This is a genomic window from Helcococcus massiliensis, assembly GCF_900258485.1.
Classification (GTDB): Bacteria; Bacillota; Clostridia; order Tissierellales; family Peptoniphilaceae; genus Helcococcus; species Helcococcus massiliensis.
In genome coordinates this window covers 1-18,901 of record NZ_OGVE01000008.1, presented here as the reverse complement: position 1 = coordinate 18,901, position 18,901 = coordinate 1, and the positions used below count along the sequence as shown (strand labels likewise).

The 18,901-nt window shown below is 30.0% G+C and carries 22 protein-coding genes and 1 rRNA gene; all 23 read right to left on the bottom strand.

Annotated elements, in window-relative coordinates:
- The coding region (locus tag C4Q29_RS06240; protein WP_103981956.1) for a Cna B-type domain-containing protein at positions 1-2,710 on the bottom strand (2,710 nt) is incomplete at its 3' end.
- A gap of 63 nt (positions 2,711-2,773) precedes the next feature.
- Positions 2,774-3,001 (bottom strand): preprotein translocase subunit SecG, encoded by a 228-nt coding sequence (gene secG / locus C4Q29_RS06235; protein ID WP_103981955.1) that lies wholly within the window; start codon positions 2,999-3,001, stop codon positions 2,774-2,776.
- A 91-nt stretch (positions 3,002-3,092) separates the two neighbouring features.
- On the bottom strand, positions 3,093-3,716 hold the full coding sequence (locus C4Q29_RS06230) for a helix-hairpin-helix domain-containing protein (protein WP_103981954.1): 624 nt from the start codon (positions 3,714-3,716) through the stop codon (positions 3,093-3,095).
- Positions 3,717-3,741: 25 nt separating this feature from the next.
- Positions 3,742-4,050, bottom strand: a complete 309-nt coding sequence (gene rsfS / locus C4Q29_RS06225; RefSeq protein WP_103981953.1) for a ribosome silencing factor — start codon at positions 4,048-4,050, stop codon at positions 3,742-3,744.
- Positions 4,043-4,621 (bottom strand): bis(5'-nucleosyl)-tetraphosphatase (symmetrical) YqeK, encoded by a 579-nt coding sequence (gene yqeK / locus C4Q29_RS06220; RefSeq protein WP_103981952.1) that lies wholly within the window; start codon positions 4,619-4,621, stop codon positions 4,043-4,045. The genes rsfS and yqeK overlap by 8 nt, the downstream gene beginning before the upstream one ends.
- Positions 4,606-5,199, bottom strand: coding sequence for a nicotinate-nucleotide adenylyltransferase (gene nadD / locus C4Q29_RS06215; RefSeq protein ID WP_103981951.1), 594 nt, complete (start codon positions 5,197-5,199; stop codon positions 4,606-4,608). Before nadD ends, yqeK begins: the two co-directional genes overlap by 16 nt.
- A 7-nt stretch (positions 5,200-5,206) precedes the next feature.
- Positions 5,207-5,494 carry a ribosome assembly RNA-binding protein YhbY gene (gene yhbY, locus C4Q29_RS06210; protein ID WP_103981950.1) on the bottom strand — a complete coding sequence of 96 codons (288 nt, stop codon included), beginning with the start codon at positions 5,492-5,494 and terminating at the stop codon, positions 5,207-5,209.
- 7 nt (positions 5,495-5,501) lie between these two features.
- Positions 5,502-6,776: a GTPase ObgE gene (obgE, locus tag C4Q29_RS06205; RefSeq protein ID WP_103981949.1), complete on the bottom strand. Its 1,275-nt coding sequence runs from the start codon at positions 6,774-6,776 to the stop codon at positions 5,502-5,504.
- A gap of 61 nt (positions 6,777-6,837) precedes the next feature.
- Complete coding sequence (gene rpmA, locus C4Q29_RS06200; protein ID WP_103981948.1) at positions 6,838-7,128, bottom strand: 50S ribosomal protein L27; 291 nt, start codon at positions 7,126-7,128, stop codon at positions 6,838-6,840.
- A 2-nt stretch (positions 7,129-7,130) separates the two neighbouring features.
- A complete protein-coding gene (locus tag C4Q29_RS06195; protein ID WP_103981947.1) occupies positions 7,131-7,466 on the bottom strand; it encodes a ribosomal-processing cysteine protease Prp in 336 nt (111 codons plus the stop codon).
- Entirely contained in the window at positions 7,466-7,768 is a 303-nt protein-coding gene (gene rplU / locus C4Q29_RS06190) for a 50S ribosomal protein L21 (protein ID WP_103981946.1), read from the bottom strand. Before rplU ends, C4Q29_RS06195 begins: the two co-directional genes overlap by 1 nt.
- 124 nt (positions 7,769-7,892) lie before the next feature.
- Positions 7,893-8,864 (bottom strand): ribonuclease E/G, encoded by a 972-nt coding sequence (locus C4Q29_RS06185; protein ID WP_103981945.1) that lies wholly within the window; start codon positions 8,862-8,864, stop codon positions 7,893-7,895.
- Positions 8,857-9,285, bottom strand: a complete 429-nt coding sequence (locus C4Q29_RS06180; RefSeq protein ID WP_103981944.1) for a P-loop NTPase family protein — start codon at positions 9,283-9,285, stop codon at positions 8,857-8,859. The genes C4Q29_RS06185 and C4Q29_RS06180 overlap by 8 nt, the downstream gene beginning before the upstream one ends.
- A gap of 7 nt (positions 9,286-9,292) precedes the next feature.
- Positions 9,293-12,628: a penicillin-binding transpeptidase domain-containing protein gene (locus C4Q29_RS06175; RefSeq protein WP_103981943.1), complete on the bottom strand. Its 3,336-nt coding sequence runs from the start codon at positions 12,626-12,628 to the stop codon at positions 9,293-9,295.
- Between the two features lie 9 nt (positions 12,629-12,637).
- On the bottom strand, positions 12,638-13,135 hold the full coding sequence (gene mreD, locus C4Q29_RS06170; protein WP_103981942.1) for a rod shape-determining protein MreD: 498 nt from the start codon (positions 13,133-13,135) through the stop codon (positions 12,638-12,640).
- The gene (mreC, locus tag C4Q29_RS06165; protein ID WP_103981941.1) at positions 13,135-13,998 is read right to left on the bottom strand and encodes a rod shape-determining protein MreC; all 864 of its coding nucleotides are present in this window, start codon (positions 13,996-13,998) and stop codon (positions 13,135-13,137) included. Before mreC ends, mreD begins: the two co-directional genes overlap by 1 nt.
- A gap of 2 nt (positions 13,999-14,000) precedes the next feature.
- Positions 14,001-15,008 carry a rod shape-determining protein gene (locus C4Q29_RS06160; RefSeq protein ID WP_103981940.1) on the bottom strand — a complete coding sequence of 336 codons (1,008 nt, stop codon included), beginning with the start codon at positions 15,006-15,008 and terminating at the stop codon, positions 14,001-14,003.
- Between the two features lie 6 nt (positions 15,009-15,014).
- A complete protein-coding gene (gene radC / locus C4Q29_RS06155; protein ID WP_103981939.1) occupies positions 15,015-15,704 on the bottom strand; it encodes a RadC family protein in 690 nt (229 codons plus the stop codon).
- An 8-nt stretch (positions 15,705-15,712) separates the two neighbouring features.
- Positions 15,713-16,234: a Gx transporter family protein gene (locus C4Q29_RS06150; RefSeq protein WP_103981938.1), complete on the bottom strand. Its 522-nt coding sequence runs from the start codon at positions 16,232-16,234 to the stop codon at positions 15,713-15,715.
- Positions 16,234-16,620 (bottom strand): NusG domain II-containing protein, encoded by a 387-nt coding sequence (locus tag C4Q29_RS06145; protein WP_103981937.1) that lies wholly within the window; start codon positions 16,618-16,620, stop codon positions 16,234-16,236. The genes C4Q29_RS06150 and C4Q29_RS06145 overlap by 1 nt, the downstream gene beginning before the upstream one ends.
- 140 nt (positions 16,621-16,760) lie before the next feature.
- A complete protein-coding gene (gene cuyB, locus C4Q29_RS06140) occupies positions 16,761-17,471 on the bottom strand; it encodes a cysteate racemase (protein ID WP_103981936.1) in 711 nt (236 codons plus the stop codon).
- A 2-nt stretch (positions 17,472-17,473) separates the two neighbouring features.
- On the bottom strand, positions 17,474-18,676 hold the full coding sequence (locus C4Q29_RS06135; RefSeq protein WP_103981935.1) for a carboxylate--amine ligase: 1,203 nt from the start codon (positions 18,674-18,676) through the stop codon (positions 17,474-17,476).
- Positions 18,677-18,775: 99 nt separating this feature from the next.
- Positions 18,776-18,892, bottom strand: a 5S ribosomal RNA gene (rrf, locus tag C4Q29_RS06130).
- Positions 18,893-18,901: the final 9 nt, after the last annotated feature.

Sequence of the window (18,901 nt, the reverse complement as noted above, 5' to 3'; positions counted from 1 at the left end):
ACTTATCAAGATTTTCAAAGCTATATGACCAATCTCCATTTTCATCAGCTTTTACTTCTTTTCTAGACACTTCCTTACCATTTGCAAATAGTTTTACTGTTATTTGATCTGGTCTCTTGCCGTCTTGATTATTTCCATCATCCCAAGTCTTTTGACCCTTAATTTCTATTTGCTCTGGAGTGTGAGTGTTAGTTATATCATAGCCATTTACTTGGCTTACATAACCTTCTACCTTTTCTTCTGAAACGGTGTAGATTATTTCTTCACCATTTTCATACTTGTCAAGATTTTCAAAACCATATGACCAATCTCCTGTTTCATCAGCTTTTACTTCTTTTCTAGCTACTTCCTTACCATTTGCAAATAGTTTTACTGTTATTTGATCAGGTCTCTTACCGTCTTGGTTGTTGTTGTCATTCCAAGTCTTTTGACCCTTGATTTCTATTTGCTCTGGGGTATGAGTATTGGTTATCACAAAACCTTTTTCTTGATTTCCGCTTATTGTGCTTGTATAACCTTTTACATCTTTTTCTTTTACTGTATAAATGATCTTCTTACCATCATTTTCTACAGGCAGGTTTTCAAATACAGCATTCCATTCATTATCTTTATTTAATGTTTTACTTTCTACTAAGTAATCTTTTTCTTCACCTTCAAGTTTTGCCAGTAATTGAACTTCAATATTTTCAGGACGAGTTTTATTTAAATTATCATTATCATCCCAAACCTTATTTACTGGAACTTCAGTAGTTTCATTTTCACTACCAAAGGTTATAGTACCATTAGATCCGATACCACCACCTCTTGTTGTTGACTTATTTCCAGAAATAATTACCTTAGCAAGCTTTTTAGCAAATTCATTTGCTTGTTCATCTGTGTGTAAAATAAGTTCTTGACCACTTATTTCTAGCCTACCTCTATGTTCATTAGCTTTTAATAAGCTTCCATCTTCATTTTTCCAATTATATAAATTACCGCCTAACATCCTATCACTTATGTCATATTCTGGTATACCACTATGAGCACCATATCCCATAGAAGATAAAATATATAATTCATTGCCCTTGCTTGCCTTATTGTCATATATTGCTACACCATTATTTACATGTATTATAGTTTTAGATATAGGACAAGCTGCGTATCCTGCTCCTTCAAAAGCTGATTCATTATTGTATATTAAAGCATTTTTTATATAAAGCTCTCCATTTTTACCATATTCTTCAGTGGCTCCATTTACATAAATTCCGCCACCTCCGAAGGCTTTAAAAGTTTTTCCAGAACCATCCATTGTGTTATCAGTAATATATCCTGCTGTTATATATGCTTTTCCTAATCCACCACTAAAGTATTTAGTCTGTACAAATATACCTCCGCCGGAGGTTCCTGCAATATTTCCATCTACAAGTCCGCCAGACATATTTAGAGTATTATCGCCGGATTCTACAACACGAGAACCTACACTAATTCCACCGCCAACTTCACCAGCTTTATTATTTAAAACTTTGGCTTGGTCGCTCATGTTAATTGTAGAACCTAAAGTTGCAATTATTCCACCGCCAGCTGAATAATATTGGTTATAAGGTCTATCATATACTCTTTTTGCTTCATTATTCTGAATTAATCCTCCTGTAAAGTTAAGGGTTGATGATCCTAAATAAATTCCACCACCTCTAGTAGCCTGATTTTTTTCAATTATACCACCAGTCATATTTACAGTGGCTCCAACAGCTTTTATTGCACCACCTTCAGTTGCTGTATTTTCAACATCTTTAATATAATTATTTCTTAAAAGAGTTCCTTCACCTATATTTAGGGTAGCTCCTCTATTTATATAAATTAAAGACTTTTCAATACCTTTATTATTTTCACTATTACCATCTATGGTAATATTAGTTATGCTAGCAGTTTCATTGCTTGGAACTTCAAACAAATACCCATTAAATTTTTCACCTCTAATAATATATGTATTTAGGATAGATAAGTCAGCATCACCTTTAAGTTCAGCTGTCCCAATTACAATAATTTTGCTTTCATTATATTTTTTTGCTAATTCTTTAGCCTTATCTAATGTTTTTACTGGGTTCTCTGAATTACCTTCATTGCTATCATTCCCATTTTTACCATCAAGATAAATTTCATATGTAATTTCTTCTGTTTTTATGTTTTTAGCTTCTATTGCTTTTGAATCTTCAGATTTACCATAATATTCTTCGTTAACTTGTAATCTAGGTAACTTAATAATCATTTTTCCATCAGATTCTTCAAGATATATATCATAATTCAACAAATAAGGTTCTATAAAATCGCCATTATCTTTTTTATAATATTGAACTTGCACTTTTTCATATGGGATTTTAATTCCATCAAAAGTTATCTTATCAATCCATGTATAAGATTCATCTGCAGTATAAGCCATTTTTTTACTAATTTTTTCACCAGAATTTGTATGTAAAGTGTAATTTATACCAAAAGCATTTAATTCCCACTCATCTTCATCAAAAATCCCCGATTCAGGATGATTCATATAGTAATTGCTATAGACTGCAAATAAGTTTTCATAATTAGATGTAGCACCTCTATAAAGATCGAAGCTTAGTTTATATTCTTTTTTACTTGCCTCTGCTTTTGCTATTTTATTAGGACCTATAAAACTTAGTAATAAGATTACAGCTAAAAACATTGATAGTCCTTTTTTATATGACATATTCATATCTTCCTCCTTTTTATATTTATGTACAAAAAAAACTGGTACTAGCACCAGTTTTAAAAGTTATTAGCTAATTGCTGCTAATACGATTGATGATATTAAGAATAAAACTCCTGATACCACTACAATCTTATTTAATAATGCTTCTTTTGCTTTTGTAGCACCTGCACCAAATACATTTGAATCTTGTCCTGATAAAGATCCCATTCCTTCAGCTTTAGGTTCCATTAACAAAGTACTAATAATAATACCTACGCTAGATAAAACTAGTAAGGCTAAAAATACTGTTTTCATTTAAACCTCTTTCATAAAATTTCTACAATATTGGAATTATATCAAATATCCTTGATTTTTTCAATTAATACTTATCTTATCCTTTAGTTTTTCAATTAATACTTATCTTATCCTTTAGTTTTTCAAAAGTTTTTTCACCTATACCAGATATATTTTTTATGTCTTCAATAGACTTAAATTTATTAGTATTCCTATAGGATATAATCTCCTCTGCTCTAGATTTACCAATACCTGGTAAGCTAGTTAATTCTGATAAGTCTGCCTTGTTTATATTGACCTTATTAGTTGGTGATTTAGCGGGTTTAGAAGTAGATTCTTCAAGATTAGAAGAATTTTCACCAATTTTATAGACATGAATTTTCATTTCATCTTCTAGTTTTTGAGAAAGATTTATACTTTCAATGTCCGCTTCCTTACACAAGCCACCAGCTTTCTCTACCAGGTCATTTATCCTAGCCTTTTGATGCATCTCATAGACTCCAGGATTTGTAATGCAACCAGATATATCTACATATACCTTAGTATCTACCGGTTTTTTATCTTCAAGCTTAGTTTCTAATAAACTTTCACCTGGCGTTTCAACTTTTTCATTCTCCATCAGGTTATTAGTATTGTCAAATTCTTTAATTTTATTCCTATTTGTAAATCCAAATATTGCAATAATTATAATAAGTGATATAGTTACAATCTTGTCTAAATTGTTTTTTATTTTCATAACTCCCCCTAAATGGGCGAGCTGTCTAATCCCATAATTTTTCTAAATCGTAAAATTCTCTTTGTTCTTCTGTAAATATATGCACTATGATATCACCCAAATCTACTAGTATCCATGAAGCATCTCTAAATCCTTCATTGGCATATATTTCATATCCTTCTTTTTCTATCTTCATTTCAATTTCATTGGCTAGAGCCTTTGTATGTTGGATAGAAGTACCTGTAACTATGACAAAATAGTCAGCTACTGGTGTTTTGTCCCCTATTTCTATAACTTTTACATTTTCTCCAAGCCTGCTGTCTATTGCTTTTAAAACAATGTCAAGTTTATTCATCAATTCTCCTTTGTAAATAGTTTCTTGCTCTCAATGTTTCTAAATCTATTATAGCATTTACATCTATTAAATGTTTAATAGTCATATCAAAAGTCATCAATACACACTTGTCTAAGCCCAGATCCAAAGATTGTCTGACTATACCAGCATTTTCAAATCTTCTGTTGACTTCAATAAAGTCAGCCAACAACAAGACTTTTTCCAAGTCATTCATATCTTCTTTACCACAAGTATGAATCCTTATAGCTTCTAAAATTTCAGGATCATCAACCCCATACAAGTCTTTAGCAACTACTGCTCCTAAATAAGCATGGGCTAAGGCTGGAAACTCAAAAATTTCATCCCTATTTAACTTGTACTTGTCCTTATATCTTTCAAAGTATTCTTCTTCTAAGCCCTTAGCACAATCGTGTAAAAGCATGGTTAATTCCACTTGATCTTTATCAAGACCAAGCTTGTAATATTGATTTAGTCTAAGCCCAGCTTCTACCACTCCTAAGACATGTATATATCTATCTTTTTCTAACTTTTTAGATAAGTCTTCTCTTATCTCATCTACTGTTGATGCCATAATTTCTTATCCTTTATATAAGCTATTGTTTCTTCTCTTAATAAATATTTTGGTATATATCGATCTTTAATGCTATTTCTAATATAGGTCGAAGAAATTTCTAATTGTAAGTCATCAAAATAAAAGATCCTATTTTTAGAAAAATTCCTCATCTTATTTAAATGGTCACCTTCAACATCATAACCCGGTCTTTTGAAAACTACGATATCTAATAGATCTATAAACTTGTTGTATTCATACCAAGATTCAATTTCTTGGAATGAATCTGACCCCATTATAAAATAGTAGTCGTCTTTACTTTTTTTCTTTAATTTTTTAACTACATCATAAGAATAAGAATTCTTCTTCAAGTTTTTTTCAATATCTGAAAGTTCAAAATACTTATTATCTTTTATTGTTTCTTCCACCATCTCATACCTTATATCATAGTCTAAAAGATCAACTTTTTTATGGTAAGGGTTGGCAGTTGGGATGAATAATACCTTGTCCAAGCCTAGCCTTACCCTAGCTTGTTCAGCTATTACTAAGTGACCAATATGAATGGGATTAAATGATGAACCAAATAAACCGACTTTCATATCTGACCTATGGTAAAGTAATTATCTTGTCTTCACTTTGCCTATAAATGACAAATTTATTACCCATGTGTGAGACAAATTCTGCATTTAACTCTTTTAATATATCTTGGATTAAATCATTGTGATCATCTAAGTTGTTATTTAATATTTTAATTTTTACTAATTCATTAGCTTCAAGTGTATCATCTATTTGAGTCAATAGATTTTCTGTAATACCATTTTTACCAATTATAACCTTTGGATCCATGGTATTTGCTAATGATTTTAAATGTTTTCTTTGTTTTGAATTAATCATATTTCACCTATCCTAAGTAGTCAATTTCAACACCAGCAACTTCTATAGTGTCTCCATCTTCTACACCTAATTCTTCTAATCTCTTCATTATTCCCATTTTATCTAAAACTTGTTCGAAGTTTCTTACTGAATCAAAATCTTCAAAGTTTGTTCTTTTTACCAAGACTTCTACTGGATATCCTTCAACTACATACACTCCTTGGTCTACATAGACATTTATAGTCCTATCAACCTTGAAGAATTCTTCTAAGTCAAGTCTATTTATTTCGTCAAAGCTGTTATATTCTTTTTCAATATTTTTCAACCTTTCAAAAATGTAAAACTTCAACTTGTCAATACCTTCAGTAGTAGCTGCAGATGTTTCTATTACATCAAGTTCTGGATATTGGATTTTGAACAATTCTAAATTGTCATCTGCCCCAGCTATATCCATCTTGTTTGCAACAACAAACATATCTTTTTCACTAAGTCTATCGCTATAGTTTTCTAGTTCTTTCATGATAGCATTGAAGTCTTCAATTGGATTTCTTCCCTCAGAACCTGCCATATCTAAGACATGAACTAAAAGTCTAGTTCTTTCAATATGCTTTAAGAATTGATGACCTAGTCCAATACCTTCACTTGCCCCTTCAATCAAACCTGGTATATCAGCTATTACATAAGAATTATCATGGTCAATCTTTACCACACCTAAATTTGGTGAAAGGGTTGTAAAGTGGTAATTAGCTATTTTAGGTTTGGCATTTGAAATAATAGATAATATAGATGACTTGCCAACATTTGGTAATCCGACTAAACCTACATCGGCTATCAATTTAACTTCTAAGATTACCTCAATCTCTTGTGACTTTTGTCCTGGTTCAGCAAATCTAGGAGCTTGTCTAATGGAATTTTTATACTTTGTATTTCCATTACCTCCCTTACCACCTTTCACAATTAAGAATTCTTGCTGGTCTTTTACCAAGTCAACAATAATCTTGCCAGAATTTGCTTCCTTTACTAGGGTACCGACTGGTAGGTGTAAGATCATATCTTCACCTTTTTTACCATACCTATTTTTGTTTCTACCATTTTCACCATTTTCGGCAAAGAAATGTCTTTGGTATTTAAAATCCATCAAGGTATGTATATTGGAATCAGCTTTTAAAATGATGCTGCCGCCATCGCCACCGTCACCGCCAGCTGGTCCTCCATCCGGCTCAAATTTTTCTCTTCTCCATGCTACAGCCCCGTCACCGCCGGCTCCAGACCTTAGCACTATTTTCGCTGTATCTACAAACATATTTATACCTCTATAAAAAAATATCCAGAATTTAAAAAAATTCTGGAATAACATTCAACAATTAAGCTAGTTGTTCGTGTGAGTATACACTTACTTTCTTTCTTGATTTGCCAAATCTTTCAAATTTTACAACACCATCAGCCTTAGCAAATAATGTATCATCTTTACCGATACCTACATTTTCACCTGGATGAATCTTTGTTCCTCTTTGTCTAACAAGGATGTTTCCTGCTAAAACGTGTTGTCCATCAGATTTTTTAGCTCCTAATCTTTTTGCTCTTGAGTCTCTACCGTTTCTTGTTGATGAAACCCCTTTTTTACTTGCGAAAAATTGTAAATCTAATCTTAACATATCTACACCTCCATGTAGTTTACTTTTACAAAGTCACTATAATCTTGTAACAATGACTTCATACCTAATTCGAATTTTTTAAGTATAAGTTGACTATCTCTTTTTTGATCTTCACTTAAGTTATCTTTTATTTCTAATCTAATCTTATCTTCTGTAATTTCATAAGATATTTTATCTTTCATATCTAATAAATCTGTAAAAGTATCTATTGTGTTGAAAGTTAAAAAAGAAACTGCAGAACAAACTATATCTTCGCCATTATCGGCATAGCCTGCATGATCATAAACTTCTATAGCCTTAATATCATCTTCTCTTTTGCTTATTGTAACCTTTATCATTATCCTAAGCTATTTATTCTAACTCTTGTAAATGGTTGTCTGTGACCTTGTTTCTTAGAATAACCTTTTTTTGCTTTATATTTGAACACTACAATCTTTTTATCTTTAGCGTGTTCTAAAACTTCTGCTTTCACCTTTGTATCTAGTAGAGGTGAACCTACTTTTGTATCACCATCATTTGAAACTAATAAAGTATCAAATTCAACTGTAGAACCTGCTTCTGCATTTAATTTTTCTACCTTGATGATATCTCCTTCTTTAACTTGGTATTGTTTACCACCTGTTTTAATAACTGCGTACATGTATCTTCCTCCTTTTTACTTTATTCTCGCTGATTGGGCGCTGTATTTATAAGCTTAAACCCAATATCATGCGGTTTAGATACTGATTAAGTATAGCAAAGTATATGGTAAATGTCAAACTAATCTAAAACAAAACTATTTCCAAAAATCCCATATTAGAAAAGCCTTCAATTTTATTTTTTATCTTATATTCTTCAAAGACCTTCTTAAGCTCATTCACTAGCAAAGCCCTATTTTCCTTATTCATCCTTAAAAAATCAATAATTAGCATCTTCTTTATTTTTCTTAAGCTAATTTGTATGGCTATTTCTTTCAGAGCCTTCAGGTTTACTGATAAGGACATGTCTTCTTTGCTAAGATGAGTGTCAACATTTTTATAGTTTACATCAATTACAGTCAAGGCTTCTAGCTGATCTATAACAATAGATACATCTCCCCTTTCAACTAGTCTTTTGTTCTTAAGACTTAAGTCCAAGGATATTTCACTGACATAGTCTGGGTTGAAAGCTGGATCATAAATAATTTGGTCATGAGGCAATTTAATATTAGAAACTATTTCATAAGGATAATCGCAAGTATAGTCTTTTACCCTATCAGGTCTATATAGCAATTTGGGGCTTGGTAAAAAGTTTCTTTCTTTTTCAAGTTCTTCATAGATTTTTAACAAGATATCCAAATCCTTTTTTAAGAAATCTTCTGACTTGTCTTTTCCCTTAGTTCTATAAAAAGAAGAGTGGACATTTTCTAATTTATTATTTTTATTTGTTTTCAAAACCTGGTAAGGACTTGATAAAGTATACTTTTCACTTAGTTCATACATCTTATGGTCCTTAGGATCTTTGATTACTTCGACTATGGTGTCAGCATATTTGTCAAGACTTTTAATCCTATTTTTACTTCTTAAAAGTCCATCCTTATCTTCTCCAATATCAAGCAAATAGGCATCAAGGCTTGGTAAAAACTTTTTAATCCTAGTCCTATATATGTTGCCTAATTTACTTTCATTTAAGTCTTTATAGTCAACTAATCTCTTGTTTTTAACTTCTCCAACTATTAATTTTTCTTCCTCTTTATAAATAAATTTGTAGCTATCCATTTTTAAATATGCCCTTAATCTTATCCCATAAAGAAGATTTTAATTCTTTACTTACTGGTTTATTATCAAGCTTAAAATCTGCATGGTCTGAAAAAATATAAATGAAATTTTCATAGTCTAATTCTTCAATTTTTTTAGAAAAATCATCAAAATCAAGTTCATTTTTCTTAATCTTATATGAAGAAGGAATAAGGTCTAAATTTTCATTTACATTTATTATTACATCTTCAAGGTCTATTATCCCTGATAAATAATCTTGGTTATCATAAATTATTGAATCAGCTACCCCTAAAGCATCTTCTAAGTCTCTATTTTCTTGGATAAGAGATACTATTAAAGTTTTAGCTGAATATTTCGAAAAATATTCAGCTAAATTCTTTGGCATGCTTTGTGGATTAACTTGTAAATACATTTTATCCATAAGTCACCTATTCATTTTCTTGTGTATTTTCATTATTTGTTGTAGTGTTAGATTCATTATCTTGGACATCAGCTTCTTCATCAGTATTTGTCTTATTAAAGCTTGATCCAGGTCTATCATTTGTAAATCTAGAATCTTTCTTTACCAGCTTATAATATGAATAATATATATCATTTACTAAAGGTTGAATATTTAGTGATGTTTTACCTTCTATTATTTGAACATAAACAGCTATTTCAGGATCATCAGCTGGTGCAAAAGCCATTTCAGAACCAATATCATCATAAAATTCGCCTGTCTTAGGATCTATTGTACCCAATTGTGAAGTACCTGTTTTAGCAGCTATAGTAAATGGAAAATTATTTCTATATCTAACATTACTTGCAGTTTCTTTCATCCCTTTTTGAACATGTTCAAAATATTCACTTTTTATACCAGTTTCACTTGTTTTCTTTTCATTTTTAAAGATTGTCTCTTTATCCTTATAGTCTTTAATTTCTTTTATCAAAGTAGGTTTTACTAATTCACCCTTGTTAGCTATAGTTGAAGCCAATTGCACCATTTGCATTGCAGTATAGGCATTTTGACCTTGACCTATCACCATATTCATAGAATCTGAAACCGTCCATTCCGCCTGATTTTGATATGAAAACTTAATATATGAACTTAAACTCTCTCTTTTACCTTCAAGGGCTTTATCAGATATATATCCAAGGTCAGAAAGTCTCTTAGCTATCTCGTCTATTGAGAGTTTTGGTCCTTCTTCTAACCATGACACTATTTCTTGAATATCACTTTGAAACTTATCTTCACTAATTTCTACCCCTTCTTTTATATATTTATCCAAGTTGTTTCTTAGATAATTAGTTAATCTAGATTTTAAAATTGCTATTTTACCATCTAAACTTGGAGTGTGTCCTCTAGATTCCTGCGGTTTATTTATTTCAATACCCGTAGGTTCTTTAAGGCCTAACCTTGCTGTGATTGATTCTATATCTTCTAGACTTACCTTTGTATTCAAATCATTGGCTTTGTTTGGATTGTAGCCAAGACCTAGGACATAGAAATAATAGTTACTTGATACTTTTAGAGCATCATATAAATTAATATTTCCCCATCTTCTTCCAGATGTTGTATAGATTAAATCATGGAATCTTGTATTACCTACTTGAACATAACCGAATGCATCTATAGGGTCTTTTGGATCTAAACCATTTTCTAAAGCAGCTAAAGCGGTTACCGTTTTAAAAGTGGACCCTGGTGTAAAAGCAGATTGAACAACATTATTCATAATAGGTCTTGGTGCATATATGTCTTTTGGATCAAAGTTGTTTAACTTATTCCAATCAGTGCTAGATATACCATTTACAAATAAGTTTGGATTATAGTCAGGTAAAGATACCATAGATAATATTTCACCAGTTTTAACATCCATTACAACTGCAACACCTATTTGAGCATTGGCAGCTTGTCTAGTATTGGATGGGCCATAATAAGTCTCGTATGGTTTACCTTCTCGCATCGCCTTCATACCATCTCGTAAAATATCTTCAACTTCTTTTTGAAAATCTAAGTCAATAGTTGTATATAGATTATTACCTGGTATTGCGTCATTATTTTGTATAATTTCTGTAGTCCTACCGTATACATCTGTATACACCAATTGCGAACCTTTGCTGCCTCTTAGGGTATCTTCAAAGGATTCTTCTAAGCCAGTTTTACCTACATTGTCATTGATGTCATATTTTTTATATTCAACATAGTGTTGTAATTCTTGCTCTTCTGAAATACCTCCTAAGTAACCAACAACATGTGAAGCTGTATTTGCATTAGGATAATATCTACTTGGTTGAAAATCTACTTCAAATCCTGAATCCTTAGGTAAGAATTCCTCTATTCTCACTAAGGCTTCCTTGGATAAATTGCTGGCTACATTTATAGGTTTATATCCTAAATAAGAGTATTTGTTAGTTAATTCAATTATTGATAATACTCCATAATTTATATAAGGATCTGAATCAGATAACTCGTATTTTTCAACTAATTTCTTAAATAATTGATCTGCGTTTATATCTTTTTCCTTGTATTTTTTTATTAAGTCTTCCTTATCAGCTAAATACGAATATTCCCATTTAGACTTATAAATTCTTGGATATATTCCTTTATCAAATAATGATCTTTCTGCATAGTCAACCACTTCTTTAGACAAAATAAATTCATCTAGTAAGTTGTTTTCTTTAGCTAATTCGATTAATTTATCTAAGGCTTCTACATTTATAGAATCATCTTTTTTATTATATGAAATATCGACAAAATTATTTTTTTCATTCACTTCATAAGTTAAGTTTGTATCGATTCCTTTAGTTTCTAATTTATTAATCAATATAGAAGCAGGGATAATATACTTATCATCAGACTTATAAGCTGTAGATAAAAAGCTTTCTAAACTTACATCCTTGACTAAATTTAGAAAGTCAGCTTTCGCTGAAGAATTATTGCTGACATTTTTAGATTTACTATGTAAGATTGACTTGTTTTCTATATAGTCTATATCACTAGAATACACAATATCAGTTAATTCAATATCAGAAATTAAATCTTTTTCATTTAAAATATCATAAACAATTTTCCTAGATAATGGATGGTCAATCAAATATGATATAAATGAAGAATCATCTTTAATTTCAGCTACAATATAATCCAAAGGATTAGTATTTTCAGTTATATCTTCACTTTCTATTAAATGTTTGTATTCATCATTTTTAATGAATTCAATTTCTAATCCATCATTATAAGTTATGTCAACTGGTACTTCCTTTCCTCTAAGGATAAGGTAATCACGCATTCTTTTAAATGGATAAAATACTGATTTATTTAGATTATAAGAACTAGTAAATATTTCTTTTAATATTTCTTCATCTTTAATCAAATTAATTATCTTTTGATCTGGTAATTCTTTGCCAGCAAAATAATCATCTTTGTTTTTATAGGTAAATTTGTAGTAGTCAAAGAAGTAATCATTTAGGTAATTTACTCCATCATCTTCTAAAATCTCTACTAAATTAGTTATTAGTTCATCTTTTTGCTTATTATCTAATTTATTAAACCTGTCACTGTAAACTTTCAAATTATATACTAATTTATTTTCAGCAAGAGGCCTTCCATTTCTATCATAAATGACACCTCTGGAGGCATCTTTGTTAATTTGTTTAATCCTATTCTTGTCGGAAAATTCTCTGTAAGTTGCTCCGTTGATTATAGTTAAACTAAATAATCTTCCTAATAAAACAAAAAAGGCTATAAGAAAAATAATTAGAATAATATTTAATCTATTTTTTTTCATATGGCCTCCTTAAATCATATTTCTTTTATTGTTTTTATATAGTTGATTTATAATCAGATACACAAAAGGATAAATTATAAAAATCATTAACATGTGTATTAGGTTATATTTCACAAAACTCATTAGGTCAAATCCAAAAAATTCTCTGTTAAATAAGAACTCACTAACTAACCTATACATGTTGGCAAATAAACTTGATAAAGTTAATATAATATATGCATATGCAAAATTATCCTTATTAGCCTTGTTTAGATTGAACACCTTATAAGATATTAAATAATATAATAGAGCAGTAAGTCCCAAAATATTATTAAAGGCTAAATCTTGTATGATACCTTGAAATATTGCATAGTATACTATGCTTTCTTTTCTTGAAGACATTGATAGAACTACAATAATTGGTATACTTATACTTGGTATAACACCAGAAATATTTATCCTAGATAAGATAGCATAATCAATTAAAAAATTTAATATAAATATCAGTACTAATTTTGATTTTTTCATTATTCCGCTACCTCATTATTCTCCACATTAGTATTGTTGCCTTTTAATACATAGACTTCATATAATCTTGAAAATTTTACTGGACTCTCTACTTCTACTAATTGTGAAAGCTTATCATTACTTTCACCTACTTCAGCTACTTTTCCAATATATAAGCCTCTAGGATATCTACCACCAATTCCAGATGTATAAATAGAGTCTCCTACTTCAATATCAGCTTTATTTATCATATAGCCAGATAATAAATTAGATTCTCTAGCATTTATTATACCAGTCTCAGATGTCTTTGAATGAACAAAAGATAGGTTATACTTTTGATCTAAAATTGTAGATACTTTTGAGCTTAACAATCCTACATCAGTGACCTTACCTATAAGGGCTCCTACAACATTATCCTGGTCATCTTTAAATGGACTTACAATAATATCACCAATTGCAACACCATCTTTACTTCCCTTGTCTATAGTCATCTCATCAAAGGCATTTTTATTATCCATTAAAATAATATTAGCCTTTATAGCGCTATGATTATTATAAAACTCATTAGCTAATTTTAAATAGTCATTTTGATCTACTAAAAATGACAATTCATCTACTTGCTTTTGCAATTCTTGATTTTTTTGTGTTAATTGTCCTACCATTTCTCTATTTGGTTTTGAACCAAAAGTAGCATCAATCACAGTGTTTACACTTTTATTAACAAAAGAAGTAACTTTGGCAAAAGGCATAATAACTATATTCAAAGCTTTTGAAGTATAGGCATTGGCCCTAGGACTAACGATTGATATTACAATTAAAGCAAGCAAAGATAATATTCTTATATAATGATTCTTTTTAGATTTTTTCTTATTATAATATAACATAATTACTTTCCAATATTTTTATAGTTTTCTAAATTATCTATAACATGTCCTGCGCCTAAGATCGCATCTTCTTTAGGGTATTCAGATCTTTCAACTCTTATACCTATCTTACTTTCAATATATTTGTATAATCCAGGAATCAAACTTGAAGCGCCTGTTAAAAATATTCCATTTTTTAATATATCCATAGATAAATCTGGTGGGGTCTTTTCAACTACCAACCTAATTCCTTCGATAATTTTGTCAATAGATTTTATTATCGCTTCATATATATCAGATTGGAAAACATCAATAATAACCGGCATACCTGATAAGAGGTCCCTACCAGAAACTTCTAAAGATTTGTTTTCATTGCTTAAGTCTAAAGTAGCTAAGTTTTCTTTTAATAGTCTAACAGTATTATCTCCTACAGCTATAGAATACTTATCATGGATGAATGATTGAATGCTTCTATCAAAGTTGTTACCTGCATATTTTACACTTCGAGATAAAACTATACCATTCAAAGATACTAAAGAAATATCTGTATTTCCAGCTCCTATATTTACAATCAGTCTACCTTCAGACTTTGAAACATCAAAACCAGCCCCAATAGCTGAAGCTAAAGCAGCTTCAATTATATAAACTTCTCGGGCTCCAGAATATATACAGGCATCTTCAATAGCCCTTAATTCAATATCACTAGTAGCAGAAGGAGCTGTAATAACAAGTCTTGGCTGAATTATATTTAAGCCCTTATTAGCTTGATCTAAGCAATACTTAATTAATATTTTAGTAAAGTCAAAATCCGAAATTGTACCATCCTCCAAGGGATTTACAATAGCTATATTTTCAGGTGCCTTACCAATCATCTCCTGCGCTTTATTCCCCACTGCAACAACTTCCCCAGATTTTACATCTAGAGCCAATTGTGAAGCCTCATTCATTATAATACCTTTATTTTTTTTATATACCAGGGTATTTGCAGACCCTAAATCTATAGCTAAATCCTTACCTACTAAATTAATCATCGTCCCTTATTCCTCTATGATTTTTTTCTCTCTTAAACTTATATATCTATCATGTCCAATAATTATATGGTCTAAAACCTTTATACCTATAAGCTTACCAGCTTCCTGCAATCTCTTTGTTATCAATATATCCTCATGTGATGGACTTGGGTCTCCACTAGGATGGTTATGACTTAAAATAATTGAGTTTGCATTGTTTGTTATAGCAAACCTAAAAACCTCTCTTGGATGAACCAAAGTTTGGTTAATAGATCCTATTGAAACAGTTTTACTTGCTTTAATCTTATTTTTAGTGTCTAAAATTAAGATTAAAAATTCTTCCCTATACGAATCTCTAAAATGATCAAATAAATAATTAGCTACTGAATCAGGACTAGTAAGCGACATATTATTCATCGATTCTTGTTTACTTAATCTTTTTCCCAATTCTAAGGCTGCTATTATCCTACTAGCTTTCGATAAACCTATGCCATTTATTTCCATTAACTGGTCTATTGATGTAAAAAGTAAATTCTTATCTTTAAAATAGACTTTTAGTATCTCATCGGCAAGGAATATGGCGTTTTTATTTTTATGGCCACTACCAAGTATAATAGCTAAAAGTTCACTATCACTTAATACTTCCTTACCATAATTATATAACTTTTCCATCGGTCTATCATTTTTTGAAATTTCTTTGATTGTATAATTGTTCATATCGGCTCCTAAATGTATTTATCTATTTTTTCTAAATGAGAAGCCACATTATACGAACCTAATCCTACAAAATAACCTGTTACTATAGCTATCAAGGTTAAAAATGGGAAATAAGTATATAGCATAAGTGACTTCAAAATAAATGCAGCAGCTGTTACCTGTGCAAAATTATGTGAAACCGCGCCGATTATACTCACCCCTATAACTGAAAATATTTTAAACTTTCTTGAAAAATATTTTAAGCTTATCCACATCATGATAGTGCTAAAAATAGCACCTGCAAAACTATATATAAATGATGGTCCAAAACCTATGATTAACATTAATAATACAGATTTTAATGCAGCGACTAACATTCCTCTTGAAAATCCATATATGATTAATGTAACCATGATTACCATATTTGATAGGCCTAATTTAGCCCCAGGCATGGTAAAAGGTAATGGTATCATTCTTTCTATTAGTGACACAGCCAAGGCCATAGCGACCAAAAGGCCTGTGTAAACTAAGTCTCTAATTTCTTTATTCATTAAAAAATAACATTATCGATTTGACTATTACTGTTGTCATGTTTGATCTCTATGACAAGCCTGTTTGGTAAACATACTATAAGCTCACCCACTTTAGTAATGGTACCTTGTTTAATACACAACTTGTCCAAACATGAAGCTTCAATTATTTTAACCTCATTATCGCCAAATTCGAGAACGTTCCTTCCAAACTCTGTCTCTACTTCTAATTTTTCCCCTATAATTTCGTCGCTAAAGGGAATTTTATTTATCTCTTTTCCATTAATTTGTACACTTACGTATTTTCCTTCTATGCCTTTATCAACTGTTGACATATAGTAGGCAAAGAACAAAGAAAATATCACAAGTACAACAATTAATATTTTATCACCCTTAGTTAATTTCATATGTCTCCTATATAATATAATTAAATTACATCAACTTATATTATACATTATTTACTAGTTTTTTTTAAGTAAATTATATAAGCTTAATTATCTTGTAAAAAAGTACTTCAAATGTTTAAACATTTGAAGTACTTTGTCAACTAAATATTATCCCATTCTCTAATTTTTGCTCCTGCTTTTTCTACAGCTTTTTTCGCTAATAAATCTGTAGGATTAATAGTCTTATAGTTTAATTTGTAAAAATCAAATAATATAGGCAATTCCGTACATCCGAGTATAAAATATTCTATATTTTCTTCTTTGATAATCCTATCCAATTCTTTAACAAAATCATCTATGGGTTCTCCTAACTTTGATGCCTTTACTATATCATATATCATCTTAGTTAATAAATTTATCATATGATCATCTACTTCATAGGTATTTATTCCAGCCGTATCTAATTTATCATTGTAGATTCTTGTTTTTATAGAAGCTTCAGTCCCTAAGAAACAGACATTATCAATTTCATTTTTTCTTATATGGTCAATTGTAATATCTGCAATATTTAAAACTTCTTTGCTTAAATTTCTCTGTATTTCATCATGATAATACATGGCAGTGTTACAAGGGATAGCTAAAAAATCTGCACCAGCTTCTATCAATGTATTACCAGTATTAATAATATCATTAACAGGACTTTCACCACCATAGAATATAGCCTTAGTCCTGTCCGGTATAGTAGGATTATTATATATCAATATAGGAATATGGTCCTGGTCTTTATCTGCATCTGTGAAGTTTACAATCTTATTAAATAAATCAACAGTTGCTAAAGGACCTAGACCTCCTATTATTCCAATAGTTTTCATATTTACCCCATGTATTTTTTATAATATCTAATAGTTGAAAGTTTTCTTCTTAAAGCCACTATAAATCTGTTAATATTTTTATATTTATAATAGTCAAAACCATAAGAAGAAGTCTTATTGTCTGCTAAAAGTTCTTTTACATAATCTTTTAATTCTGCTGGTGTATACTTTAATAAAACAGACTTGGCTGTCAAATACCATAAATGTGGTTTCTTATGGTCATAATATTCATTAGAATTATTATATATCATATCTTCAACTAGGTATTTTATAAAGTTATTTCCTGCATAAATCATGTACATAGATGACCTACCTTGCCTAATATTTATTTCAAACACCTTATATTTCTTATCTCTAGGATCATATTTAAAATCAAAGTTAGCAAAACCAGTGTAATTTATGTCCTCAAGAAATTTTTTAACATTAGCTGTTAATTCAGAATAATCACCTGATATTAGGGCATTATAGTTTCCTATATTCCTTGGTTCACACTCGTCTAAGGCAGTCCTAGCCCCATGAGTCATCAAAACATTATGGTTTTTATCTACATATGCATTTACTACATACATATTTTCAACGCCACCTGGTATAAAGTCTTGTAAAATCATTTCACCTGTATAACCATTTTCATATATTAAATGAAGAATTCTATCAAGTTCTTCCTTATCCTCTATTGTGTAGGCTTTTTTATAACCTGGAAAATGAATTTTTACATATTCAACACTATCATTTGGCTTACAAATAATAGGAAAATCAAATTTTAATTTATAATCTTTATGATTTTCTTTATTTATAATTAACGTATTAGGATAGGCTAATCCATACTTGTCAGCAACTTGATAAAAATCTTTTTTATTTTCTAATTTTATCCTTAAATTATTATCAACATAATTAAATAAATAGTATTCAGATAAAATATCTTCAAATTCGCAGATTAATTTTGTATAATAATCAGAACATGATATTAATAACAATTTTTTATTAGCAGTCTCTTTAGACTTAGCAAAATCTAATAATACATTAACAAATACTTCTTTAGTATCAAATCCATCTTTTGGGTAAACTGTTAAATAATCTAAATGCTCAGTATATATTTGCTTGTGAATTGCAAAAGCAATAGATTTTACTCCATATGCCATATGTATGGCACTTGCAACTCCATAAACATTCCAATCAGACCCTAAAATAACAGGTAAAAAATACATAAAACCTCTCCAAAATATCTCAATATAACTTATATTAACACTATCTATAATTATATAAAAAAGCTTCAAATGAATAAATCACTTGAAGCTAAATCTTCTATTTGGCGGCGTCCTACTCTCCCAATCCGTTTCCAGACAAGTACCATCAGCGCTGAAAGGCTTAACTTCTGTGTTCGAGATGGATACAGGTGTATCCCTTTCGCCATTGCCACCACATATTTACTT